Source organism: Nocardioides sp. DN36 (assembly GCF_055380375.1).
Window position 1 is genome coordinate 2,645,004 of the sequence record NZ_AP043823.1, and the last position, 22,937, is coordinate 2,667,940.

General features: G+C 72.4%; 21 protein-coding genes. 7 read left to right on the top strand and 14 right to left on the bottom strand.

Features of this window, described 5'->3' with window-relative positions; translation table 11 throughout:
- Window positions 1-9 precede the first annotated feature (9 nt).
- Both ACZ43H_RS13600 and ACZ43H_RS13605 read right to left on the bottom strand, forming a co-directional pair.
- Window positions 10-4,902 carry an NAD-glutamate dehydrogenase gene (locus tag ACZ43H_RS13600; protein ID WP_464583585.1) on the bottom strand — a complete coding sequence of 1,631 codons (4,893 nt, stop codon included), beginning with the start codon at window positions 4,900-4,902 and terminating at the stop codon, window positions 10-12.
- A 124-nt stretch (window positions 4,903-5,026) separates the two neighbouring features.
- Window positions 5,027-5,830 (bottom strand): tryptophan 2,3-dioxygenase family protein, encoded by an 804-nt coding sequence (locus ACZ43H_RS13605; protein ID WP_464583587.1) that lies wholly within the window; start codon window positions 5,828-5,830, stop codon window positions 5,027-5,029.
- 43 nt (window positions 5,831-5,873) lie between these two features.
- Here ACZ43H_RS13605 and ACZ43H_RS13610 point away from each other — a divergent pair, with 43 nt between their 5' ends.
- Both ACZ43H_RS13610 and ACZ43H_RS13615 read left to right on the top strand, forming a co-directional pair.
- Entirely contained in the window at window positions 5,874-6,356 is a 483-nt protein-coding gene (locus ACZ43H_RS13610; protein ID WP_464583589.1) for a DUF2505 domain-containing protein, read from the top strand.
- Between the two features lies 1 nt (window position 6,357).
- On the top strand, window positions 6,358-6,840 hold the full coding sequence (locus ACZ43H_RS13615; RefSeq protein WP_464583591.1) for a DUF2505 domain-containing protein: 483 nt from the start codon (window positions 6,358-6,360) through the stop codon (window positions 6,838-6,840).
- Here the strand turns inward: ACZ43H_RS13615 and ACZ43H_RS13620 are convergent.
- The gene (locus ACZ43H_RS13620) at window positions 6,825-7,040 is read right to left on the bottom strand and encodes a hypothetical protein (protein ID WP_464583592.1); all 216 of its coding nucleotides are present in this window, start codon (window positions 7,038-7,040) and stop codon (window positions 6,825-6,827) included. The two genes, ACZ43H_RS13615 and ACZ43H_RS13620, sit on opposite strands and share 16 nt — an antisense overlap.
- Window positions 7,041-7,160: 120 nt before the next feature.
- Between ACZ43H_RS13620 and ACZ43H_RS13625 the strand changes: the two genes are divergently transcribed.
- A complete protein-coding gene (locus ACZ43H_RS13625; RefSeq protein WP_464583593.1) occupies window positions 7,161-8,234 on the top strand; it encodes an alkene reductase in 1,074 nt (357 codons plus the stop codon).
- Window positions 8,235-8,367: 133 nt separating this feature from the next.
- Here the strand turns inward: ACZ43H_RS13625 and ACZ43H_RS13630 are convergent, their stop codons facing one another.
- The 4 genes from ACZ43H_RS13630 to ACZ43H_RS13645 all read right to left on the bottom strand — a co-directional run bounded on the left by ACZ43H_RS13630 (window position 8,368) and on the right by ACZ43H_RS13645 (window position 13,300).
- The gene (locus ACZ43H_RS13630) at window positions 8,368-9,594 is read right to left on the bottom strand and encodes an IS30 family transposase (RefSeq protein WP_464590821.1); all 1,227 of its coding nucleotides are present in this window, start codon (window positions 9,592-9,594) and stop codon (window positions 8,368-8,370) included.
- Window positions 9,595-9,691: 97 nt separating this feature from the next.
- Entirely contained in the window at window positions 9,692-11,320 is a 1,629-nt protein-coding gene (gene pruA / locus ACZ43H_RS13635) for an L-glutamate gamma-semialdehyde dehydrogenase (RefSeq protein WP_464583595.1), read from the bottom strand.
- Window positions 11,321-11,420: 100 nt separating this feature from the next.
- Complete coding sequence (locus ACZ43H_RS13640) at window positions 11,421-11,825, bottom strand: DUF6912 family protein (RefSeq protein WP_464583597.1); 405 nt, start codon at window positions 11,823-11,825, stop codon at window positions 11,421-11,423.
- On the bottom strand, window positions 11,822-13,300 hold the full coding sequence (locus ACZ43H_RS13645; RefSeq protein ID WP_464583599.1) for a WS/DGAT/MGAT family O-acyltransferase: 1,479 nt from the start codon (window positions 13,298-13,300) through the stop codon (window positions 11,822-11,824). Before ACZ43H_RS13645 ends, ACZ43H_RS13640 begins: the two co-directional genes overlap by 4 nt.
- A 132-nt stretch (window positions 13,301-13,432) precedes the next feature.
- Between ACZ43H_RS13645 and ACZ43H_RS13650 the strand changes: the two genes are divergently transcribed.
- Together ACZ43H_RS13650 and ACZ43H_RS13655 are read left to right on the top strand one after the other, a co-directional pair.
- On the top strand, window positions 13,433-13,798 hold the full coding sequence (locus ACZ43H_RS13650; RefSeq protein WP_464583600.1) for a hypothetical protein: 366 nt from the start codon (window positions 13,433-13,435) through the stop codon (window positions 13,796-13,798).
- A gap of 1 nt (window position 13,799) precedes the next feature.
- A complete protein-coding gene (locus ACZ43H_RS13655) occupies window positions 13,800-15,128 on the top strand; it encodes a hypothetical protein (RefSeq protein WP_464583602.1) in 1,329 nt (442 codons plus the stop codon).
- On the opposite strand, the gene ACZ43H_RS13660 is transcribed toward ACZ43H_RS13655, so the two are convergent.
- Both ACZ43H_RS13660 and ACZ43H_RS13665 read right to left on the bottom strand, forming a co-directional pair.
- Window positions 15,091-16,365, bottom strand: a complete 1,275-nt coding sequence (locus ACZ43H_RS13660) for an AAA family ATPase (protein ID WP_464583604.1) — start codon at window positions 16,363-16,365, stop codon at window positions 15,091-15,093. The genes ACZ43H_RS13655 and ACZ43H_RS13660 overlap by 38 nt on opposite strands.
- Before the next feature lie 2 nt (window positions 16,366-16,367).
- On the bottom strand, window positions 16,368-17,036 hold the full coding sequence (locus ACZ43H_RS13665) for a hypothetical protein (protein ID WP_464583606.1): 669 nt from the start codon (window positions 17,034-17,036) through the stop codon (window positions 16,368-16,370).
- 101 nt (window positions 17,037-17,137) lie between these two features.
- Between ACZ43H_RS13665 and ACZ43H_RS13670 the strand changes: the two genes are divergently transcribed.
- Complete coding sequence (locus ACZ43H_RS13670; protein ID WP_379181510.1) at window positions 17,138-17,377, top strand: helix-turn-helix domain-containing protein; 240 nt, start codon at window positions 17,138-17,140, stop codon at window positions 17,375-17,377.
- A 9-nt stretch (window positions 17,378-17,386) separates the two neighbouring features.
- Here the strand turns inward: ACZ43H_RS13670 and ACZ43H_RS13675 are convergent, their stop codons facing one another.
- The 3 genes from ACZ43H_RS13675 to sigE are packed head-to-tail and all read right to left on the bottom strand — an operon-like array spanning window position 17,387 to window position 19,959.
- Window positions 17,387-18,775: a S1C family serine protease gene (locus tag ACZ43H_RS13675; RefSeq protein WP_464583608.1), complete on the bottom strand. Its 1,389-nt coding sequence runs from the start codon at window positions 18,773-18,775 to the stop codon at window positions 17,387-17,389.
- A gap of 36 nt (window positions 18,776-18,811) precedes the next feature.
- Complete coding sequence (locus ACZ43H_RS13680; RefSeq protein WP_464583610.1) at window positions 18,812-19,354, bottom strand: anti-sigma factor family protein; 543 nt, start codon at window positions 19,352-19,354, stop codon at window positions 18,812-18,814.
- On the bottom strand, window positions 19,351-19,959 hold the full coding sequence (gene sigE / locus ACZ43H_RS13685) for an RNA polymerase sigma factor SigE (protein WP_464583612.1): 609 nt from the start codon (window positions 19,957-19,959) through the stop codon (window positions 19,351-19,353). Before sigE ends, ACZ43H_RS13680 begins: the two co-directional genes overlap by 4 nt.
- 289 nt (window positions 19,960-20,248) lie before the next feature.
- Between sigE and ACZ43H_RS13690 the strand changes: the two genes are divergently transcribed.
- Window positions 20,249-20,887: an O-methyltransferase gene (locus ACZ43H_RS13690; RefSeq protein ID WP_379181722.1), complete on the top strand. Its 639-nt coding sequence runs from the start codon at window positions 20,249-20,251 to the stop codon at window positions 20,885-20,887.
- A gap of 142 nt (window positions 20,888-21,029) precedes the next feature.
- Here ACZ43H_RS13690 and ACZ43H_RS13695 read toward each other — a convergent pair whose 3' ends face one another.
- Together ACZ43H_RS13695 and ACZ43H_RS13700 are read right to left on the bottom strand one after the other, a co-directional pair.
- Window positions 21,030-21,368 carry a hypothetical protein gene (locus ACZ43H_RS13695; protein WP_464583614.1) on the bottom strand — a complete coding sequence of 113 codons (339 nt, stop codon included), beginning with the start codon at window positions 21,366-21,368 and terminating at the stop codon, window positions 21,030-21,032.
- A complete protein-coding gene (locus ACZ43H_RS13700; RefSeq protein WP_464583616.1) occupies window positions 21,365-22,924 on the bottom strand; it encodes a leucyl aminopeptidase family protein in 1,560 nt (519 codons plus the stop codon). The genes ACZ43H_RS13695 and ACZ43H_RS13700 overlap by 4 nt, the downstream gene beginning before the upstream one ends.
- Window positions 22,925-22,937 lie beyond the last annotated feature (13 nt).

A 22,937-nucleotide genomic window follows, 5' to 3' on the forward strand; every position in this document is an offset into this window, starting at 1 on the left:
GGCGCCGGCTCAGCCGGTCGCCAGCAGCCCGCGCACGACGCGCAGCCCCACCGAGAGCCGGGCAAGGTCGGCCGACTCGTCGGCGCAGATCTCCTCCAGCGTCGACGCCGCCCGCGGCACGACCACGCTGTCGAGGTCCTCCCAGGTCGCGACCCGCGCCGGCGCGGAGTCGTCCGCCGAGGTCACCGACAGCACCTGGGCGGTGAGCTGGGCGTGGACGGCGTGCAGGTCGTCGCGCAGCGCCGCCCGGGCCATCGTCTGCCAGCGGTCCTCGCGCGGCAGCGAGAGGATCCGCTGCACCAGGGCGGGCAGGCCCAGCCGCTCGCCCAGGGCGAAGTGCAGCCGCGCCACCTCGGCCGGCTCGAGGTCCTCGCGCACGGCGATCTCGACGATGCCGAGGAGCATGTAGGCCGGCGGCAGCACCGCGACCCGCGACGCCAGCTCCTGCGGGACGCCGGACTTCTCCAGCCGGTCGCGCCGGTTCTGGTACGCCGTCTGCTCGCGCCCGATCATCAGGTCGGGCAGCTGCTCCATCACCCGCTGGACCGGTCCGGCGAAGAACTCGACGGTGCCGTGGCTGTCCAGCGGCGGGCGCCGGTTCGACACCAGCCAGCGCGAGGCCCGCTCGACCAGGGTGCGCATCTCCAGGCGCATCCGGGTCTGGACCCCGGCGTCGAGCACGTTGTCGTGGGTGCTGAGCTCCTGGCGCAGCGGCAGCGACGCGAAGATCTCGCGGGCCACGAAGTTCGCGCGGGTGAGCTCCGCCGCGGTAGCACCGGTCTCCCCCTCCAGCCGCGGCCAGAAGGTCATGCCGGCACCGTTGACCAGGTCGTTGACCACCTGGGTCACGATGATCTCGCGGCGCAGCGGGTGCGCCTCGATCTGGGTCTCGAAGCGCTCGCGCATGAGCGTCGGGAAGTAGGCCCGCAGGTCGATGTCGAGGTAGGGGTCGTCGGGCAGGTCGGAGGACACGAGCTCCTCGGCCAGCACGATCTTCGTCCAGGCGAGCAGCACCGAGAGCTCCGGGACGGTGAGCCCCTCGCCGCGCTCGAGCCGGCGTCGTACGGCGCGGGTGCTGGGCAGCCCCTCGAGCTCGCGGTTCAGCACACCGGCGCGCTCGAGGCGGCGCATCCAGTCCTCGTGCACGTGCAGCAGCGAGGGGGCGTGCGCGGCCGCGTTGGCGAGCGCGAGGTTCTGCTCGTAGTTGTCGCGCAGCACCAGCTGCCCGACCTCGTCGGTCATGTCGGCCAGCAGCTTGTTGCGCTGCTTCTCGGTCAGGTCGCCGTCCTTGACCACCCGGTCGAGCAGGATCTTGATGTTGACCTCGTGGTCGGAGGTGTCCACGCCCGCCGAGTTGTCGATGAAGTCGGTGTTCATCCGCCCGCCCTGGCGCTCCGCGCCGAGCAGGGCGTACTCGATGCGGCCGAGCTGGGTGAAGCCGAGGTTGCCGCCCTCACCGACGCACTTGGCACGCAGCTCGCGGCCGTTGATGCGGATCGGGTCGTTGGCCTTGTCCCCTGCATCGGCGTGGGACTCGTCGGCGCCCTTGACGTAGGTGCCGATGCCGCCGTTCCACAGCAGGTCCACCGGCGCCTTGAGGATCGCCTTCATCAGCTCGGCGGGCGTCATCGCCGTGACGCCGTCCTCCAGGCCGAGCGCAGTCCGGATCTCCTTGCCGATCGGGATCGACTTCAGCGATCGCGGCCAGACGCCGCCACCGGCGGAGATCAGCGACCGGTCGTAGTCCTGCCAGCTCGACCGGGGCAGGTCGAAGAGTCGCCGCCGCTCGGCGAACGACGTCGCCGCGTCCGGGGTCGGGTCGACGAAGATGTCGCGGTGGTCGAACGCCGCGACCAGGCGGGTGTGCTCCGAGCACAGCAGTCCGTTGCCGAACACGTCGCCGGACATGTCACCGATGCCGACCGCGGTGAAGTCCTCGGCCTGGCAGTCGATGCCGCGCTCCCGGAAGTGGCGCTGGACCGAGACCCAGGCGCCCCGGGCGGTGATGCCCATCGCCTTGTGGTCGTAGCCGACCGAGCCGCCGCTGGCGAACGCGTCGCCCAGCCAGAAGCCGTAGTCCTTGGCCACCCCGTTGGCGATGTCGGAGAAGGTCGCCGTGCCCTTGTCGGCCGCGACCACCAGGTAGGTGTCGTCGCCGTCGTGGCGCACCACCGCACGCGGCGGCACCGTCTCGCCGTCGACGAGGTTGTCGGTGATGTCGAGCAGCCCGCAGATGAAGGTCTTGTAGCAGGCGATGCCCTCGGCCAGCCACGCGTCCCGGTCGCTCGAGTCGGGCAGCTGCTTGCAGAAGAAGCCGCCCTTGGCGCCCACCGGCACGATCACGGTGTTCTTCACCATCTGCGCCTTGACCAGCCCCAGCACCTCGGTGCGGAAGTCGTCGCGGCGGTCGGACCAGCGCAGGCCGCCGCGGGCGACGGAGCCGAACCGAAGGTGCACGCCCTCGACTCGCGGCGAGTAGACGAAGATCTCGAACCTCGGGCGCGGCTCGGGCAGGTCCGGGATCGCCGACGGCTCGAGCTTGAACGAGATGTAGGAGCGCACCCCGCCGCCGTCGTGGTCGTCGAGCGGCTGGAAGTAGTTGGTGCGCAGCGTCGCCCCGATGTGGGTCAGGTAGGAGCGCAGGATCCGGTCGTGGTCGAGGCTGGCCACGTCGGTGAGGGCGCGGTTGATCTTCTCCTCGATCGCCTCGATCCGCGCGGTGCGCGCCTCGGCGTCGGCACCCAGCCCGTTGTGGCCGGGCTCGAACCTCGCCTCGAACAGCTGCACGAGTAGCCGGGTGATGTCGACGTTGTTGCGCAGCGCGCCCTCGATGTAGTCGAGGGCGAAGGGCGAGTTGCCCTGGCGCATGTACTTCGCGTACGCGCGCAGCACCGTCGCCTGGCGCCAGGTCAGCCCGGCGCCGAGGACCAGCGCGTTGAACCCGTCGATCTCGTTGAAGCCGTCCCACACCGCGCGCAGCGCGTCCTGGAACAGCTCGCGCGAGTGCGCGGGCAGGGCCCGGCCGTAGCGCAGGCCGAACTCATAGATGTACGTCGGCCGCGGGAGGCCCTCGAGCTCGTAGGGCCGCTCGTCGACGACCTCGACGCCCATCGAGGACAGCATCGGCAGGATCTGCGACAGCGACAGGGCGGGCCCGATCCGGAACACCTTGAGCCGGGCCTCGCCGCGGCCGGCGTCCAGCTGCTCGTAGAGGGACAGGTCGATCCCGACGTCGCCCTGGATCGCCTCGAGCCGGCCGAGGTCCACCGAGCCGGTGCGGGCCGCGAAGTCCTCCTTGTAGGCCTCGGGGAAGGAGTCGACGTAGCGGCGGCCGAGGACGGCGCCGACCTCCTCGCCGTACTCCGCGATCACCGCGGTCGTGAAGTCGTCGCGCCAGGAGCGCGACGCGTCGGTCAGCCGCTTCTCGAGGTCGTCGGTGTCGACGTCGGCGATGGTGCCGCCCTTGGGCGGGTGCACCACGAAGTGGACCCGGGCGGTCGTGGACTCGTTGACGCTGACGTTGAACTCGACCGACTCGCCGCCGAGGCGGTCCTTGAGGATCTGGGAGAACTTCTCGCGGACGTTGGTGTTGTAGCGGTCGCGGGGCAGGTAGACCAGCACCGAGACGTAGCGGCCGTAGGTGTCGCGGCGGATGAACATCCGCACCTGGCGGCGCTCGCGCGCGTGCATCGCGGCCTCGGCCATCGGCGCCAGCTCGTCGACCGTGGTGTGGAAGAGCTCGTCGCGCGGGTAGGTCTCGAGGGTGTCCATCAGCGCCTTGCCGGCGTGGCTGCGCGGGTCGAAGCCGATCCGCTTCAGCACGGCCGCGGCCTTCTCGCGCAGCAGCGGGATCCGGGTCAGGGACTCGGTGTAGGCGGCGCTGGAGTAGAGGCCGAGGAAGCGGCGCTCGCCGACGACCTCGCCGTTGGCGTCGAACTTCTTGACGCCGACGTAGTCGAGGTAGGCCGGCCGGTGCACCGTCGCCCGGGAGTTGGCCTTGGCCAGCACCAGCAGGGTCTTCTCGCGGGCCTTGGCCTTGACCATCGCCGGCAGCTTGCCGAACGAGGCCGACATGTCCTGGTCGGCGCGCAGGATGCCGTAGCCGGTGCCGGGAACGGCGCGCAGCAGCTCGTCGTCGCCCTCGCGCTCGAGCTTGTACTCGCGGTAGCCGAGGAAGGTGAAGTGGTCGGAGGCGAGCCACTGCAGCAGCTCTCGGCCCTGACGGACCTCCTCGGGGTCCAGCGGCGGCGGGTCGGTGTCGAGCTCGTCGACGATCGCCATGACCTGCAGGTGCATCTTCTCCCAGTCCTCGACCGACTCGCGGACGTCGCGCAGCACGCGCTGCACGTCGTCCTCGATCGCGCTGGTGTCCTCGCCCTCGCGGATCCGGTCGATCTCGATGTGCATCCACGACTCGCGGACCGCGCCGCTCGGTGGCTCGAGCGAGCCGTCGGCGACCGGCGTCACGCTCTGCAGCGCGCCGGTGATGTCGCGCACCACGTCGAAGTGCGGGTGGATGACGACGTGGACGTCGCGCAGCTGGCGCGAGAGCTCCATCGTCAGCGAGTCGACCAGGAAGGGCATGTCGTCGATGACGACCTCGACGACCGAGTGGCCGCCCGAGGACCAGCCGTGCTCGCCGAGGGTCGGGGTGAACACCCGCACCTGCGCGGTGCCCTGCGGCCGGTTCGCGGCGAGCTTCCAGTGCGAGGCCAGCGCGCCGTAGATGTCGACGTCGGTGCGCTCGAGGACGTCCTCGGGGGCGACGTGGCGGTAGTAGGCCTTGAGCAGGCTCTTCACCTGGTCGTGCGGCGGGCCCCCCGAGCCCTTGCGGGCGAGGGCCAGGTCGATGGCCTTCGCGAGGAGCGCGGACTTGTCGTGATCCAGCGTCGTCGTTGACACACCCCGACCCTAGGACTCGCGCTGTGACCTCGCCAACACGGGGTGGAGCGTGTTGCCCGCGGGTCTGCCCGGCGGGTGCCCCCGGGTGTGCCCCGGGTGTGCCCCGGGTGTGCCCCGGGTGCGTTCAGAGCTCCGAACGCAGGTCCCACAGCAGCGGGAAGTAGCGCAGCGGGATGCGCGAGCGCAGGTAGCCGGCGCCGCTGGACCCGCCGGTCCCCGACTTGCTGCCGATCATCCGCTCGACCATCACGACGTGGCGTGCGCGCCAGCTCGCCGCGAGCTCGTCGTGCTGCAACAGCGCCTCCGCGAGCGCCCAGACGACGGCGTACCGGTCCCGGTCGTGGGCGGCGGTGCGCAGCGACGCGGAGACCTCCTCGTCCGTGCCGGCGGCGAGACCGAACGACCGCAGCACCTCCAGGAACGCGTCCCAGAGCGAGGGCTCCTCGAGCCGGGCGGCGAGGCGCTCCTCCTCGGCGTCGGTCAGGCCGCGGAAGCGGCGGACGTACGACGGGTCCTTGGCGCCGGACAGGAACTCGAGCTCGCGGAACTGCACGGACTGGAACCCGCTCGCCGGGGCCAGCCGCTGCCGGAACTCCAGGAAGTCCTGCGGGGTCATCGTCTCCAGCACGTCGACCTGCTGGACCAGCACCCGCTCGATGACGTGCACGCGGGCCAGCAGGTGCTGGGCCCACCACAGCCGGCCACCGTCCACACCGCCGGCCATCGCGTCCCGCGCGGCGACGACCTCGTGCAGCAGCTGCTTGAACCACAGCTCGTAGACCTGGTGGATGGTGATGAAGAGCAGCTCGTCGTGCGCGGGCGGGTCGGACTCCAGGTGCTGGGAGTCCAGGAGCTGGGGCAGTCGCAGGTAGCTGCCGTAGGTCAGCTGCGCACCCTGCTCCCCGAAGGAGACGAACGATTCACTCATGGGCGTGCACGCTAGTCCTCCCGGGTGGGCCATGATGTGCGGCATGCTGTTCCGACACGAGCTCGTCTACGACGCCGGCCCCGACCAGGTGTTCGCGATGCTGGCCGACCCCAAGTTCCGCGAGGCCGCCTGCGACGCGCAGGACGTGATCTCCGCCGAGGTGCGCCTCGACCGGACCGGCAACGGCTTCTCGCTCGTCGTCGACCAGCTCCAGCGCACCGACGACCTGCCGTCGTTCGCCCGGACCTTCGCCGGGGACTCCACCCGCGCGATCCAGCGCGAGGAGTGGGCCGACTCGACGGGCGGCACGCTGCGCATCGAGGCGCCGGGCAAGCCCACCGAGGTCTCCGGGACCATCACCCTGCGTCCCGAGGGCTCGGGCACCCGCGAGATCGTGGAGCTGGACGTGAAGGTCAAGGTCCCGATCGTCGGCGGCGAGCTGGAGAAGCTGATGGCCGAGAAGATCCGCGCGGGCATGGACGCCGAGCACGGCGTCGGTGTGCCGTGGTTGAAGGGAGAGCACTGAGATGGCGAAGCGACTGACCCACGAGCTCGTCTACGACGCCCCGGCCGACGCGGTCGCGGCGATGCTGGCCGACCCGGCCTTCCGCGAGGAGGTGTGCGACTACCAGCGGGTGCTGCGCCGCACGGTCACGGTCGAGCGGTCCGGAGGCGGCATGGAGGTCGTCATCGACCAGGTCCAGGCCGCGCGGGGGATCCCGTCGTTCGCCAGCAAGTTCGTGGGCGACGAGATCAACATCGTCCAGCGCGAGACCTGGGCCACGATGGACGCCAGCCGGATCCACGTCACCATCCCCGGCAAGCCCGGGGAGATGGCGGGCACCGGACGCCTCGACGACTCCGGTGGCCCGACGGTGCACGCGGTGAACCTCGACATCAAGGTCGGCATCCCGTTGGTCGGCGGCAAGATCGAGGGGCTGATCTCCGAGCTGCTGCTCAAGGCGCTGAAGGCCGAGAACAAGGTGGGGCGCGACTACCTGTCGCGCTGAACCCGCTCGTCCCGGGTCTGCCCGGCCGGGTCCGGCCCGGCCGCATCCTGCTCGCGCGCGCTCTCGACGCCGTCCTGGCGGCGGCGTACGACGACGACGGCAGCCAGGACCAGGAACGGCCCGAACGCCAGCAGCACCGTGAGCAGCTGCTCGACGGGGTGCAGCGCCCCCATGTGCAGGGCCGTCACGGGAGGAGTCACCGGACCATTCTCGCGCGCCACGGTGAGACTCCTCACCGCCGGGTTCCGGAATGGCACGTCCGGGGTAGGTGTTGATCAAGAGTTCAACGATCCCCGGACGTACGAGGAGCCTGTTGCCCCATGCCTGACCTTTTCGACAGCCTGACCGTCAAGAGCTGGACCCTCCCCAACCGCCTCGTGATGGCGCCGCTGACCCGCAACCGCGCGGACGGCGAGGGCGTGCCCGGCGACCTGGCCGTGGAGTACTACGCGCAGCGCGCGACCGCCGGCCTGATCATCACCGAGGGCACCCAGCCCAGCGCCGTGGGCCAGGGCTACCTGAACACCCCCGGCCTGCACAGCGTCGAGCAGGTCGCCGGCTGGCGCCGCGTCGCCGACGCGGTCCACGAGCGCGGTGGCCGCATCGTCGCCCAGCTCATGCACGCCGGCCGGGTCGCCCACCCCGACAACAAGCACGGCCTCGAGACCGTCGCCCCGAGCGCGCTGGCCGCGCCGAACGAGATGTTCACCGCGGACGGCATGAAGCCGCACCCGGTCCCGCGCGCGCTGGAGCTCGACGAGATCCCGGGCGTCGTCGAGGAGTACGTCCAGGCGGCCCGGAACGCCGTCGAGGCCGGCCTGGACGGCGTCGAGGTGCACGCCGCGAACGGCTACCTCATCCACCAGTTCCTCGCGCCGGGCTCGAACCAGCGCGACGACGAGTACGGCGGCTCCCCCGCCCACCGGGCCCGGTTCGCCATCGAGGTCACCCGCGCCGTCGCCGAGGCCATCGGCCCCGAGCGGGTCGGCATCCGGATCTCCCCCGCCCACAACATCCAGGGCGCGACCGAGACCGACCCGGCCGACGTCGCGGCGACGTACTCCACCCTGATCGAGGCCATCGCCCCGCTGGGCCTGGCCTACCTCTCGATCCTCGCCGACCCGCGCGAGGACCTCGTGCAGCGGCTACGCAAGGACTTCGGCGGCGTCGTCATCGCCAACGACGGCTTCGGGGAGATCACCACCCGCGAGTCGGCGCAGGCGATCCTCGACGAGGACCTCGCCGACGCTGTGGCCGTGGGCCGGCTGTTCCTGGCCAACCCCGACCTGCCCCGCCGCTGGGAGACCGGCGCGGAGCTCAACGAGCCGAACCCCGACACCTTCTACGGTGGCGGCGCCGAGGGCTACACCGACTACCCGTCGCTGGACGGCTGAGTCCGGCCGACCGGACCCTATGTACGACGAAGCCCCGCCGGTTCACCGGCGGGGCTTCGTCGTAGGTGCCACTGGCTGAGTCACCGGTTCACCGGTGACTCCTGACGTTCTCGGGTGTTGCAACGGGGTGATTTCAACCGGTGAGTGCGACACCACCTGGTTTGTTGGGGTCTGAGAGTAGCCGGTCGAGCGCTTCGGCCGGGGTGGCCCAGCTCAGGGTCTCGCGGGGACGGCCATTGAGCTCGGCGGCGACGGTGTCGAGGTAGCCGGGCCCCCAGAAGGACAGGTCGGTGCCCTTGGGGAAGTACTGGCGCAGGAGCCCGTTGGTGTTCTCGTTGGAGCCTCGCTGCCAGGGTGAGTGGGGGTCGCAGAAGTAGATGTCCAGGCCGGTCGCGAGGGCGATCCGGGCGTGGCTGGCCATCTCCTTGCCCTGGTCCCAGGTCAGCGAGCGGCGCAGCTGCTCGGGCAGGGTGAGCATCTTCGCGATCATGGCCTCGGCGACAACCTCGGCGTCCCAGCCGGTCGGCAGGTGCAGCAGCATCGCGAACCGGGTCGTTCGTTCCACCAGGGTGCCGATCGCGGAGGCGTTGTCCTTGCCCATGATCAAGTCGCCCTCCCAGTGGCCGGGCACCGCCCGGTCGGCGACCTCGGGGGGTCGTTCGCTGATCATCACCATGCCCGGGAATCGGGGCGCCCGTTGCTGCTGTCCCTCGCGGTGGCGTTGCGGCTTGCGCAGCGTCCGGCCGGTGCGCAGGTGCTTGGCCAGCTCGCGCCTCAGCCCGCCCCGGGACTGCACGTAGAGCGCCTGGTAGATCGTCTCGTGCGACACCCACATCTCCGGATCGTCGGGAAGGTCCACCCGCAGCCGCCGGGCGATCTGCCGGGGACTGTGGTTGCGGGCCAACCGGTCTTGAACCTCACGCCGCAACCGCAGGTTGGTCGCCAGCTTGGCCGGCTTGGGGCGCTGGGCCCGCTCGTCGGCCCGGGCCTGGGCAACACTGGCACGGTATCGGGCCGACGGCGTACGTCCACGGTTCAGCTCGCGGTAGACCGTGGAGCGGTCGAACCCGATCTCCTCCGCGATCTGGGCGGGCGTCAGCCCGGCGGCATGCAAGTGGGCGATCTCTTCCCGATCTGACATCGACAATCGCCGACCCTGCGGGGCGGGCGACCTCGCCGGTGAGCCGTAGGACCGGGCATTGGCTGGGATCACCCCGCCACGCTGGCTGAACCACAGATCCGCCGAGGCCCGCGACACGCCCGCGGCCAGGGCCGCGTCGTACCGCCCCAGCCCGGCCGCGATCCCGAGCCAGAACCGACGACGAACCTCTCGTGGGAACGGCGGGCGACCACCGGCCATGAACGACACCTCCTCAGGTGTCGCACTCACCGCTAGACATCAAGCGGCTGAGAACGTCAGGAATCGCCGGTTCCCCGGTGACTCCGACAGCCCGCGATCAGCCCATGTAGGGGTAGCGGTAGTCCGTCGGCGGGACGAACGTCTCCTTGATGGAGCGCGGGCTGGTCCAGCGCAGCAGGTTGACCGCGGCGCCGGCCTTGTCGTTGGTGCCGCTGGCGCGGCCGCCACCGAAGGGCTGCTGGCCGACGACGGCGCCGGTCGGCTTGTCGTTGATGTAGAAGTTGCCGGCCGCGAAGCGCAGCTCCTTGCGCGCCCAGGCGATCGCGGAGCGGTCCTGGGCGATGATCGCGCCGGTCAGGGCGTACGGCGCGAACGACTCCATCTGCGCGACGACCTTCTCGAAGTCGGCGTCGTCGTAGACGTGCACGGCGAGGATCGGGCCGAAGTACTCGGTCTTGAACATCTCGTCGGTCGGGTCGGAGGTCTCGACGATGGTCGGGCGCACGAAGAAGCCCTCGGAGTCGTCGACCGTGCCGCCCGCGATGACCTCGAGGCTCGAGGACTCGTGGGCGCGGGTGATCGCGGCCCGGTGCTTGTCGAACGCGCGCCGGTCGATGACCGCGCCCATGAAGTTCGAGAGGTCCCGCACGTCGCCCATGGCGATCGCCTCGGTCTCGGCGACCAGGCGGTCCTTGATCCTGTCCCACACCGAGCGGGCGACGTACGCACGCGAGGCGGCCGAGCACTTCTGGCCCTGGAACTCGAAGGCGCCGCGGATCATCGCGGTCACCAGCACGTCGGGGTCGGCCGAGGGGTGCGCGACGATGAAGTCCTTGCCGCCGGTCTCGCCCACGATGCGCGGGTAGGAGCGGTAGGAGGTGATGTTGTTGCCGACCGTGCGCCACAGGTGCTGGAAGGTCGGGGTCGAGCCGGTGAAGTGGATGCCGGCGAGGTCCGGGTGCGCGAGCGCGACCTCGGAGACGTCGAGGCCGTCACCGGGCAGCATGTTGATGACGCCCGGGGGCATCCCGGCCTCCTCCAGCAGCTGCATGGTCAGGTGCGCGGCGAGCTGCTGGGTCGGCGAGGGCTTCCAGATGACCGTGTTGCCCATCAGCGCCGGGGCGGTGGGCAGGTTGCCGGCGATCGCGGTGAAGTTGAACGGCGTGATCGCGTAGACGAAGCCCTCGAGCGGGCGGTGGTCGGTGCGGTTCCAGATGCCGGGGCTGTTCGCGATCGGCTGGTCGGTGAGGATCTGCTTGGCGTAGTGGACGTTGAAACGCCAGAAGTCGATCAGCTCGCAGGCGCTGTCGATCTCGGCCTGGAAGGCCGTCTTCGACTGGCCCAGCACGGTCGCGGCGTTGAGCCGCTGGCGCCACGGGCCGGCGAGCAGGTCGGCGGCCTTGAGCAGGATCGCGCAGCGCTCGTCGAACGGCATCGCCCGCCAGGCCGGCGCCGCCTCGGTGGCCGCCTGGACGGCGTCCTTGGCGTCGGCGGTCGTGGAGTTCCGCAGGACGCCCAGCACGTGCTGGTGGTCGTGCGGCTGCACGACCTCGATCTCGGCGCCGCCGCCGGCGCGCCAGCTGCCGCCGATGTGGGCCTGGAGGTCGTGCTGGGTGCCCTGGAGGGTCTCGATCTCCGCGAGCAGGGCCTCCCGTTCGGGGCTGCCCGGCGCGTAGGTCAGGTTCGGCTCGTTGATGGGAGCCGGCGGGAAAGAAATCGCGTCCATGGGACCGAGCGTAGCGAGACGACCGGGGACACGCCGAGTCGGCGCAGGTCGACCGCCCGGGGCGCCGTCAGCACCGTCAACGAGCGCCGGCTCGGCGTGCTCACCGCACGAGGTACTGGATCTCCTGGGTGGCGAACCAGGCCAGGTCGTCGTCCTCGTCGGCGTCGTCGACCTCGTCGACGTGGGCCGAGGCGACGTTCTTCCAGACCACGTCGGCGGCCACGTCGACCAGGGTGGGGTCCTCCCCCGGCACGGGCTCGCAGGCGGGCACGTCGGCGGCAACCACGAAGCGGCGCGGTGCGTCGCCGTCCCCCCGCAGGCCCACCGAGTCAGAAGCGGCGGCCATCAGCGCGGCGTACTCCCAGCCCTCCTCGTCCCCGTCGGGCCAGTCGACGCGCAGCGCCTCGGTGACCGCGTGCGCGCGCAGCGGGCCGGCGAGGCGGCCCTCGGCGAGCAGCGTGGCCAGCGTCGAGGACGTGGCGGGCACGTAGACGCGGACGCTCACGGCTCGGTCACCGTCTGCGTGGAGGCCTTCGGTGCGGCCTTGCGGGGCGCGCGCTTCCGCCCGCGCGGCACCCGGGGCCGGACCCCGGTGGCGGTGTCGACCAGCTCGTCGAGCGCCTCCCGCAGGCAGGTGCCCAGCAGGTCGGCGTCGGGCAGGAGGTCCCGGTCGGCGGTGATGCCGTAGAACACACTGCCGTCGTACGACGTCACGCCGATGTTCAGCGCGTGGCCGGGCAGCAGCGGGTGGACGGGGTAGGTCGCCACCATCCGGGCGCCGGCGGCGTACAGCGGCGACTGCGGCCCCGGCACGTTGGTCACGCTGAGCTGGAAGCCGCGGCGCAGCTCGGCGGCCGCGACCCGCGACCCGATCGCGTGGAAGGTCGTCGGTGCGAAGCCGGCGATGCCCGCCAGCCGGTTGGCCGCGACCCCGCGGCCGGTCTCCTTGTGGGCGAGGAAGGAGTACGACACCTGGTGCAGGCGGACGACCGGGCTGGGCTCGCCGACCGGCAGGTCGACGACGTGCGCAGCGATCTGGCTGCCCAGCGAGGTGGCCTCGAGCTCCGCGTCGATCACCGAGATCGGGACCACCGCGCGGATCTGGCGCAGGCCGCGCAGCGACTCCGAGCGCGCCATCAGCCACGCCCGGAGGGCGCCGGTGACGGTGGCCAGGATGACGTCGTTGACGGTGCCGCCGTGGACCTGGCGCACCGTGCGGTAGTCGGCGAGGTCGGTGCGCACCGCGACCACCCGACGCTGCTGGGACAGCGGCCCGGTGATGGGGGTCTCCCGCTCCGGGTCGCGACCGGTGAGCCCGTTGACGACGCGGGTGGTGCGCCGCCGGGCGCCGTCGGCGCCCCGCAGCACGGCGCCGCCGCGGCTGCGCAGCGTGTCGACCACGGTCGAGGGGTGGGCGACCGAGTCGCGGACCGCGTCCACCAGCAGGCCGGCGGTCGAGACCCGGCGGACCGGCCGCCACTCGTCGCCGCCGAGGGTCTTGGGGCGATCGCCCACGTCGAGCAGGACCTGGCCGAGGTCGACGGTGTCGACGCCGTTGACCAGCGCCATGTGCGACTTGGTCAGCAGCGCCACCCGGCCGCTCTCGAGCCCCTCGACGAAGTACATCTCCCACAGCGGGCGGCTGCGGTCCAGCGGCCGCGACACGATCCGGGCGACGAGCTCGCGGAGCTGGTCGATGCTGCCCGGGCGCGGCAGCGCGGAGCGGCGTACGTGGTAGGCGAGGTCGAAGTGCTCGTCGTCGACCCACACCGGGTTGGCCAGCCGGCCGGGGACCGACTGCAGCCGCTGGCGGTAGCGCGGCACGAACGAGATCCGGTCCTCGATCAGCTCCAGCAGCCGCTCGTGGTCGAACCCGGAGTCCCCCGGCTCGAAGATCTCGACGGTGGCGTTGTGCAGGGGCGTCGACGGGGACTCGGCGGCCAGGAAGGCCAGGTCCCGCGGCCGCAGCCGCTCGCTCATCTGGTGCCCTTTCGTCACGTCTGCCCGGGGGTGGCGGGCTGGACGGGTTGCTCAACGTGGGATTCTGGCAGAGGTGACGCCCCGTTCCGGGCATGTCCCACCTTGGCTACCGACTAGTAAGGATCTCACCACATGCGCCGGATCATGGCGATCCTCGCCGTCCTGACGTGCACCCTCGCCACTGCCACCGCCTGCGGCGGCGACTCGACGCCCTCCTCCTCGTCCAGCGACGGGCCGAAGGTCATCGAGGTCACGTTCGAGGGCGACACGGTCACCCCGAACGGCGACCGCGTCGAGGTGTCGGTCGGGCAGCCGATCGAGCTCGAGGTGACCGCGGACGCGCCCGGAGAGATCCACGTCCACTCCTCGCCCGAGCAGGAGCTGGAGTACACCAAGGGCACCTCCACGGTGAAGATGGACCCCATCGACAAGCCGGGGATCGTCGAGGTCGAGTCCCACTCGCTCGAGAAGACGATCTTCTCCCTCGAAGTCCGCTGAGGTGTCCCCCGACGGGATCCCCCTCGCGCACGGGATCGGCGGGGCGAAGGACCTGCCGGTCTCCCCCGAGCTCGCCATCGCCGGTGCGGTGGCGGCGCTCACCGTTTCCTTCACCGTGCTCGCCCTGGCCTGGCGGACGCCGCGGTACGACGAGGCCACCAGCGGCCGCCCGGCGCCCGCGTGGCTGGCGTCCGTGGTCGACGCAGGTGCCTTCCGGGTGGCCCTGCGCGTGCTCGGGATGGTCGTCTTCCTGTACGCCGCGGTCGCCGCGGTGTTCGGCAAGGACCTGCTGACCAACCCGGTCTTCGGCATCTTCTACGTGTGGTGGTGGGTCGGGCTGGTCCCGCTTTCACTGCTCCTCGGTCCGGTCTGGAAGGCCATCAGCCCGGTCCGCACCGTCAACCGGCTCTTCGCGAGGCTCTCGGGCAGCGACCCGGACCACGGGCTCTACGAGTGGCCGGAGCGGCTCGGCTACTGGCCGGCGGCGTTCGGCCTGTTCGCGTTCGTCTGGATGGAGCTGGTCTACCCCTACTCCACCGAGCTCGGGCCGGTGCGGCTGTGGTGCGCGGTCTACGTGGCGGCGATGCTGCTGGGCGGTGCCCTGTTCGGCTCGACGTTCTACGAGCGCGCTGATCCGTTCGAGGTCTACTCCAGCCTCGTGGCCAAGCTGTCGGTGTGGGGGCGGCGCGGTGACGTGCTGGTCGTGCGCAGCCCGCTGGCGAACCTCGACACCGTGCCGGTCCGGCCGGGGCTGGTGGCCGTGGTCTCGGTGCTGTTCGGCAGCACCGCGTTCGACTCGTTCAAGGACTCCACGCCCTGGGTGAAGCTCGTGCAGTCCAGCGACGTGCCGGCGTTCGTCCTGAACAACCTCGCCCTGCTGGGGTTCTGCGTCGCCGTGGGCGTCGTGTTCACCACCGGCTGCATGCTGACCGGTCTCGGCGACGACCTGCGGCACCGCGAGCTGCCGAACCTGTTCGCGCACTCGGTGGTGCCGATCATCGTGGGCTACGTCTTCGCCCACTACCTCACCTACCTCGTCGAGGTGGGCCAGCAGACGCTGATCCTGGCCAGCGACCCGCTCGGCAACGGCAGCGACATCCTCGGCACCGGCAACCTGACGGTCAGCTACTGGCTGACCTACCACCCGACCGGGCTGGCCACCACGAAGGTGCTGGCAGTGGTGCTGGGCCACGTGGTGGGCGTGATCGCGGCCCACGACCGCGCGATGAAGATCCTCCCGAAGCGGCACCAGCTGACCGGTCAGCTGCCGCTGCTCTTCGCGATGGTGGCCTTCACCGTGGGCGGGCTCTACCTGCTGTTCGCCGCCTGACCCGGCCGGTGCCCGCGGCGGCGGGCGCGGCGGTGCCCGGCGCCAGCGCGTCGGCCACCGCGGCCACCGCCCGGCCCAGTGGTGAGTCGCCCACCTCGGTGAGCGTGCGGCCGGCCACGAGCGCCCGGTCGACGGTGGCGCGGTCGTCGGGCAGGAAGTGCAGGCCGGAGACCCGGGCGAACCCGGTGACCATGCCGGCGATGTCGTTCTCCGACCAGCCGAGCGTGGGCCGCATCCGGTTCACCACCACCCGGACCGGCGCGCCGCCGGTGAGGTCGCGCAGCTCGACGAGGCCACGGGCGAGCCGGGACAGCCCGACCGGGTCGGCACTGCCGACCACCACGACCTCGTCCGCGACCTCGAGCGCCGCCAGCGTCATCTGGTTGCGGCCCGGCCGGGAGCCGAACTCCGGCGCGGGCTCCTCCTCGAGGCTGAAGCCGGTGTCGACCACGACGAGGCCGTGCTCGCGCGCGATCTCGAGGGTGTGCTCGAGCGCGCCGACCCGGATCTCCGGCCATCGGTCCGGACGCGGGAGCCCGGTGATCACCGACAGGTGGGCGTCGATCCCGCGCTGCACGGACGCGAAGCGCTCGGCGAGCTGGCCGGACGCTGCCAGCCGGGCCGCGGACAGCAGGCCGGACACCTCGTCGAGGACGCCGAGCTGCTGGGCGACCGCACCGCCGTACGGATCGGCGTCGACCAGCAGCGTGCACAGCCGGCGGCGGCCCAGCTCGGCCGCGAGGCCGGTGGCCAGGGTGGTGCGGCCCGGCGCCCCGGCCGGACCCCACACCGCGATGATCCGCCCGGCGGGGGCCGGGGGCTCCGGTGCCGCGTCCGGCGACGGCGTCGGCTCGTCGACGGCCAGCCCGAGCGGGTCCTGCACCTGGTCGGGCGCGGCCAGGACGGCGGGCAGGGTCGCGAGGTCCGCCTCGTCGACCAGGGCCGGCAGCCCGATCCGGGTGGCGCGCAGCCGGGCCGCCTCCGGCGAGGCGCCGGACGGTACGACGGCGACCGGGCGGACGCCGTGCCGGCGCAGGTGGTCGGTGGCGGTCAGGTCCAGGCCCGGCGCGTCCAGCCCCAGGACCGCGGCGCTGGCCTGCCCGGCGGTGGCCGCGGCGAGCAGGTCGTCGACGTCGACGCACCGCTTGAGCACGACGATCCCGGTCTGCTCGTTGAGCAGCTGCACCGCCCGGGACTCCCACGCCGCGCCGGCGGCGACCACGAGCACCACGATCATGCTCAGCCCCGGCGTACGACGGTGAGGACCGGGCTCTCGGCGGCCCCGAGCATCCGGAAGAAGCGGCGCGCGTCCGGCTCGGCGACGGCGAGCACCAGCTGGCGCTTGCCCGAGGCCGCGAAGCCGTCCTCGACAGGCGGCGCGTCGGCCACGCTCACCTCGGTGAGGGCGGGGCGACCGTCCCCGACGTCCGCGGGTGACTGCCCCGCGGCGACCAGGTAGACGTCGACGACCGAGCCGGTGCGCACCGAGCCCGGGACCAGCTCGGCGTCGACCGCGACCGGCACCTGCACGAGGTCGCTCTCCCCGGCCGAGCCGACGGCGGCCCGCGGGAGCAGCTCGCCGCTGCCCACGCCACGGACCAGCTCGAGGTCGGCGGGCAGCTCGTCGTCGACGGCGAAGTAGCCGTCGAGCGCCGCCTCGTCGGCGAACCGGACCCGGGTGGCGACCAGGTCGTCGGCCCCGACCGTGTCGCCCGCGCCGAGGTCGGAGGCCGCCGACCAGACCTGCACGGTGTCGTCGGCCGAGCTCAGCAGCCGGGCGCCGGCGACGACCGAGACCGCCACGATGAGCACCCCGACCCACAACCGCGGGTCGCGCCACCCGGGCGCGCCGGCGCGGGTCGCGGGCGGAGCGGTCGGCTGCGCGGTCGTCCCGAGATCTGTGGCCACGGCCCCATGATGCCGCTCGCGACGCTCGCGGAAACCCCGTTCTCCACACCCCGCGGGCGGTCTGGACCGCGCGCGTGGGTGGAGGGTGCGACGATGTGCGCATGTCCGGCACGCCCCGCTTCCTCACCCTCGCCGACGTGGCGGAGGTCCTGAACACCTCCAGCGCCCAGGTCTACGCCCTGGTCCGGCGCGGCGAGCTGCCCGCGATCAAGATCGGCGGCCGGGGACAGTGGCGGGTGGAGTCGGCCCAGCTGGAGGAGTTCATCCAGCGGATGTACGCCGAGACGCGCACGTTCGTCGACGAGCACCCCTACGTGGAGGCCGAGCCCCGGCCCGAGTGAGCCCGCCGGTCAGCCGACCTCGGAGTCGAGCTTCACCTCGACGGTGCGCTCGTCGCCGTCGCGCTGCACCGTGAACTCCACGGTCTCGCCCGGCTGGTGCGCCCGGATCGCGACGATCAGCGCGATCCCGTCGCTCACCCGCTGGCCGTCGACCTCGGTGATGACGTCGCCCTGCTGCAGCCCGCTCCTGTCCGCGGGCGTGCCGTCCATGACCTCGTCGATCTCGGCACCGCTGCCGTCGTCCTGGCCGGTCTTCACCTTCGCACCGATCACCGGGTAGCGCGCCTCACCGGTGCGCAGGATCTGGTCGGCGGTGATCTCGACCTGCTCGATCGGGATCGCGAAGCCGACACCGATGTTGCCCGCCTCCTCGCCGGCGGCCGTGCCGGTGGTGGCGATGGCGGAGTTGACGCCCACGACCTGGCCGCGCAGGTTGACCAGCGGCCCGCCGGAGTTGCCGGGGTTGATCGCCGCGTCGGTCTGCACCGCGTTGATGTACGACGAGTCGTTGGAGCTGTCGCCCGTGGTCACCGGGCGGTGCAGCGCGCTCACGATGCCGGCGGTGACCGTGGAGCTGAGGCCCAGCGGAGAGCCGAAGGCGACCACGCCCTCCCCCACGCGCAACGCCTGGGACGCCCCGAGCGGGGCGGGGGCGAGGTCCTTGACCTCCTCGGCGTACAGGACGGCGAGGTCGTAGACCGGGCTGCGCCCGACCAGCGTCGCCTCGTAACGGTTGCCGTCCTGGTCGACGATCTCGATCAGCCCGTCGTCGGAGGCCGCGTCGGCCACGACGTGGTTGTTGGTGACGACGTGTCCCTGCCGGTCCAGCACGAAGCCGGACCCGGTCGCGCCGCCGTCCTGGCCGTCGTACTCGGCGGAGATCTGCACGGTGCTGGGCAGCAGCTGCTGCGCCACCGCCGCGACCGAGCCCTTGCCCTTGGCCAGCGGCGGGGTGGAGACGGTGTCGACGCCCGCGAGACCATTGCGGACCGCACCGGGGCCGCGGTCGTCGACGATGCGCTCGTAGACGGCGCTGCCGAGCGCGCCGCCGACGACGCCGATGACCAGCGCGAGGGTGCAGACCACGGGCCAGATCCAGCCCGGGACCCGGCCGCGCTGCACCGCGTGCCTCGGCTGCGCGGGCATCGGCTGGGTGCCGGGCGGCGGGAAGGCGGCCCACTGGCCGGGCGCCGGCTGGGTCGTGGGCGGCACCCAGGAGGAAGCCGTCGGGGACCCGCTCGACGGCCCTGTCGGGGGCTCGGCCGGGGGCCTCGGCGTTTGCTCCGGCGTGGGCTCGGGCGGGCGGCCGAAGGAGATCGGTCGGGTCGCCTCGGTGTCCGCGCCCTCGACCGGACGGTCCGGCTGCCCGGGCGCGCGGCCCGCGTCGTCCTCGTTCACGTGCCTATCTTGACCGGTACGGCGAAATCAGGGCCGTCAGGGGGTGTGGCCGGGCCGCGACGGTCCGGCGAACGAGGTCAGCGTCGGCCCCATCGAGGGGGCCGGGCTGCGCACGCTCTCGCTGGGCGTGACCAGGTGGGTCACCGGCGCGCGCCGGTCGATGCTGGGCGCGTCGGCCGGGGCGATGCCCAGCGCGATGACGCCCACGACCGCGGCGCCCACGGCGCCGCCCCCGATCGCCACCAGACCGGCGGTCCGACGGGACATGTGCTCGTCGTGGTGGCCGGCCAGGTAGACGTCTCCGGGCGAGAGCGGGCTCAGGTCGCGGGAGGAGAGCGGGCTCCTGTCGCGCGGCGACAGCGAACCCGACCCGCTCAGCAGCGAGCCCTTGAGGTGGTCGGGAGCCGGCGCTTCCCCGAAGGAGAGGCCGGCGAGGCGGGTCTTGACCCACCCCTCCCGCTCGACGAGGTCGCGGCAGGCGTGGCAGGTGTGGACGTGCGCCCACGCCCGCTCCGCCTCTTCCGGCGCCAACTGACCGTCGAGCAGCGCGCTCACGCGCGAGCCGAGGTGACCGATCACGTCGTCCTCCCCCGCCCGGACAGCAGCGGGGCGGGACCCGAGTAGCGGGCCCGGCCGGCGCCCGGGGCACGGTGGGCCAGGGCGGAGCGCAGCATCGCCCGGCCGCGGTGGATGCGGGACCGGACCGTGCCGAGCTTGGCCCCGAGGATCTCGGAGATCTCCTCGTAGGACAGCCCCTCGACGTCGCAGAGGACGACCGCGGCGCGGAAGTCCGGAGGCAGGGTGGCCAGCGCCTGCTCGACGTCGTCGTCGAAGGTCTGGTCGGCATACGCCGCGTCCGGGCTCGGCGACGCGCTGGTCAGCCGGTCGGCGCGCTCGTCGGAGAGCGCGTCGAAGCGGATCCGCTGCTTGCGGCGGGCCTGGTCGAGGAAGAGGTTGGTGGTGATGCGGTGCAGCCAGCCCTCGAAGGTGCCGGGGGTGTAGGTCGACAGGGAACGGAAGACCCGGACGAAGACCTCCTGGGTGAGGTCCTCGGCGTCGGGCCGGTTGCCGGTGAGCCGGTAGGCCAGTCGGTAGACGCGGTCGGAGTGCCGCTCGACGATCTCGTCCCAGGTGGGCACCCCGTCCTGCTGGCCCCCGGGCAGGCCCTCGACCTCAGCGTCCACCGGGCACTCCTTGCCGCGCGCCGCGCGCGCCGTCGATCCGACCTGCTTCGAGAACAGTGTCCTGACCCTTTCCAGCGTAGGAGAGCTCTCTGAGAGAAGGCTGTGAGAGAAGACCTTCCGCTGAGCCCAGTCGGGGGGCCCTTCGGGGGTCCTCGTGGGGTGAACGAGCCGGGGGCCGCCGGTGTTCCCGGGCCGGGTCCGGCGTTCGCGATACGGTGGTGCCGCTCGTCCACGCCGTCCGCCCCTCCGCGGGCGGCGTCCCACCCAGGAGGCCACCATCACCACCCCGATCAAGCCCGCGAGTTGGTCCTACGCCGAGGGGTTCGTCTCGGAGGACGAGGCGCTGGCCTCCGCCCGCGCCCGCGCCGAGGAGGTCGGGGTCGCCCCGATCGGCTCCGGCGGCGGCGCCGCCCTGCGCTTCCTCGCCTCGGTGCTCGACGCGCGGGCCGTCGTGGAGATCGGCACCGGCACCGGCGTGTCCGGGCTGTGGCTGCTGCGGGGCATGCGCGCCGACGGCGTGCTCACCACGGTCGACATCGAGGCCGAGCACCAGCGCCTGGCGCGCCAGTCGTTCACCGACGCCGGCATCCCGCCCCAGCGCGCCCGCACCATCTCCGGGGCGGCGCTCGACGTCCTCCCCCGGCTGACCGACGGCCACTACGACCTGGTCTTCTGCGACGGCGACAAGCGCGAGTACTCCGCCTACCTCAAGGAGGCGCTGCGGCTGCTGCGCCCCGGCGGCGTGGTGGCGTTCGACAACGCCCTGTGGCACGACCGGGTGGCCGACCCCGCGCAGCGCGACGAGGAGACGGTCGCGATCCGCGACCTCGGGCGGGCGATCGTCGAGCACGACGACCTGGTCTCGGTCCTGCTGCCGGTCGGCGACGGACTGCTGGTGGCGAAGAAGGAGTGGTCGCCGGAGGCCTGAGCCTCCGCGGCACCGCCCGGGACGTCGTACGAACCGGGCGCGCGGACGACCCGCTCGGATGACGTCCTCCGGGACGTCGTACGAATCGGTCGCCGGCGCAGCGACCTCGTATGACGCTGCAGCGGGCCCGGACCGACCGGGGTCAGTAGCGAGCGGCGGCCTGGAACCCTTCCCAGCCCTCGGCGACCGCGACGACGTCGCACTCCTCGATGAGGATCGGCGCGCTGCCGACGATCCGCGATCCCGGTGCGTCGGCGGCGCCGGCGGTGAACGTCTCCTGGAACGCCGCGCGCGCCTCGTCGGTGGCGAAGACGTAGCAGCCCTCGAACCACTCACCCGCACGCATCCGCCAGGTCTTGAACCGCAGCCCGGCCATCCCGGTGAACTTCGCGTGCGAGGTGCCCTCGACGTACGACGCCAGCTCGGCCTCGACGCCCTCGGGGGCGTCGGCCAGGGACCAGCGGACGGTCAGGCCCTTCATCCCAGCGCCTCGAGCGGGTCGTCGCTGCCGAGCCACTGCAGGAGGGCGCGGGCGCCGAAGCCGGTCGGCCCGGTGGTCCACTCGTGGTACTCCGAGGGCGAGTCGCCCACGGACGCCACGTCGAGGTGGGCCCACGGGACGTCACCGACGAAGTGCTGGAGGAACAGGGCCGCGATGATCGACCCCGGTCCGCCGGGAGCGTTGTCGGCGTCGGCCACGGTCGAGGTCAGCTTCTCCTCGTAGACGTCGGCGAGCGGGAAGCGCCACAGCGGCTCGCCCGCCGTCTCGGCGGCCGCGGAGACCGTGCCGGCGAGCCCGTCGTGGTTGGCGAAGAAGCCCCCCACCCGCTGGCCGACGGCGACCTTGATGGCCCCCGTGAGGGTGGCGACGTCGACGATCGCGGCGGGGTCGAGCTTGTCGACGGCGTACGCGAGCGCGTCGGCGAGCACGAGGCGGCCCTCGGCGTCGGTGTTGGTGACCTCGCTGGTCCGGCCGCCGTAGTGGCGGATGACGTCGCCGGGTCGCAGGGCGTTGCCACTGACGGCGTTCTCGGCCGCGGCCACCAGGCCGACGACCCGCACCGGGCAGCCCATGGCCTCCAGCGCACCCATGACCGCGATGACGACGGCGCCGCCGGTCATGTCGCGCTTCATGTTGACCATGGCCTCGCCGGGCTTGATCGACAGGCCACCGGTGTCGAAGGTGATGCCCTTGCCGACCAGGACCACGGTCGGGGTCTTCCGGTTGACCTTGGCCGGGGTGTAGTCGAGGCGGATCAGGCGCGGCGGCGTGGCCGAGGCCTGGCCCACCGCGGCGATGCCGCCGAACCCGTCGTCGGCGAGCTGCGCCTCGTCCCACACCATGACGTCGAGCGAGCACTCGTCGGCGAGCTCGCGGGCCTGCTCGGCCAGCCAGGCGGGGTTCTTCAGGTTGGAGGGCACCGTGGCCAGCATCCGCGAGCGCCAGCCGGCTCGCCCGAGGGCGACGCCGCGGCCCAGCTCGCCGTCCAGGTCGTCGGTCTCCGGCAGCCCGGCCAGCACGATCCGACCGGCAGGCCGGTGCTCCGGCGGGCGCGAGCGCCAGTGGAAGGCGAACGACCCGAGGGTCGCGCCGACCACGAAGGCCTCCAGACCACCGGGCCCCGCCATCGCGGGGATCGAGGTGGCCACACCGGCACGGTCCTTGACCGCACGGGCCAGCGCGGCGCCAGCGCGACGGAGGTCGACCGGACGCGCCTGGCCGACGCCGACCAGGAGCACCCAGCGCAGGGACTCGTTGTCGGAGATGCCCGAGGGCACCGGCAACGAGACGACCTCGCCGGCCTTGCCGGTCGCCCTGCTCATCTCGAGCAGGGCCAACAGGTCGGCGCCGAGCCGATCACCGACCTCGTCGGCACCGGGCCCGAGCAGGACGCCGCCGTCCTCGCCCTCGGCGGGCAGCACCGGCAACGCCACGACCTCGACGTCGAGGACGGCGTGCGGCGGCAGCGCGCTGAGGGCGAACTCCGGCGGTGTGACCTGTTCGGGAAGGGTGATCAGGGTGTCAGACGTGCTCACGGGAGGCAGCCGG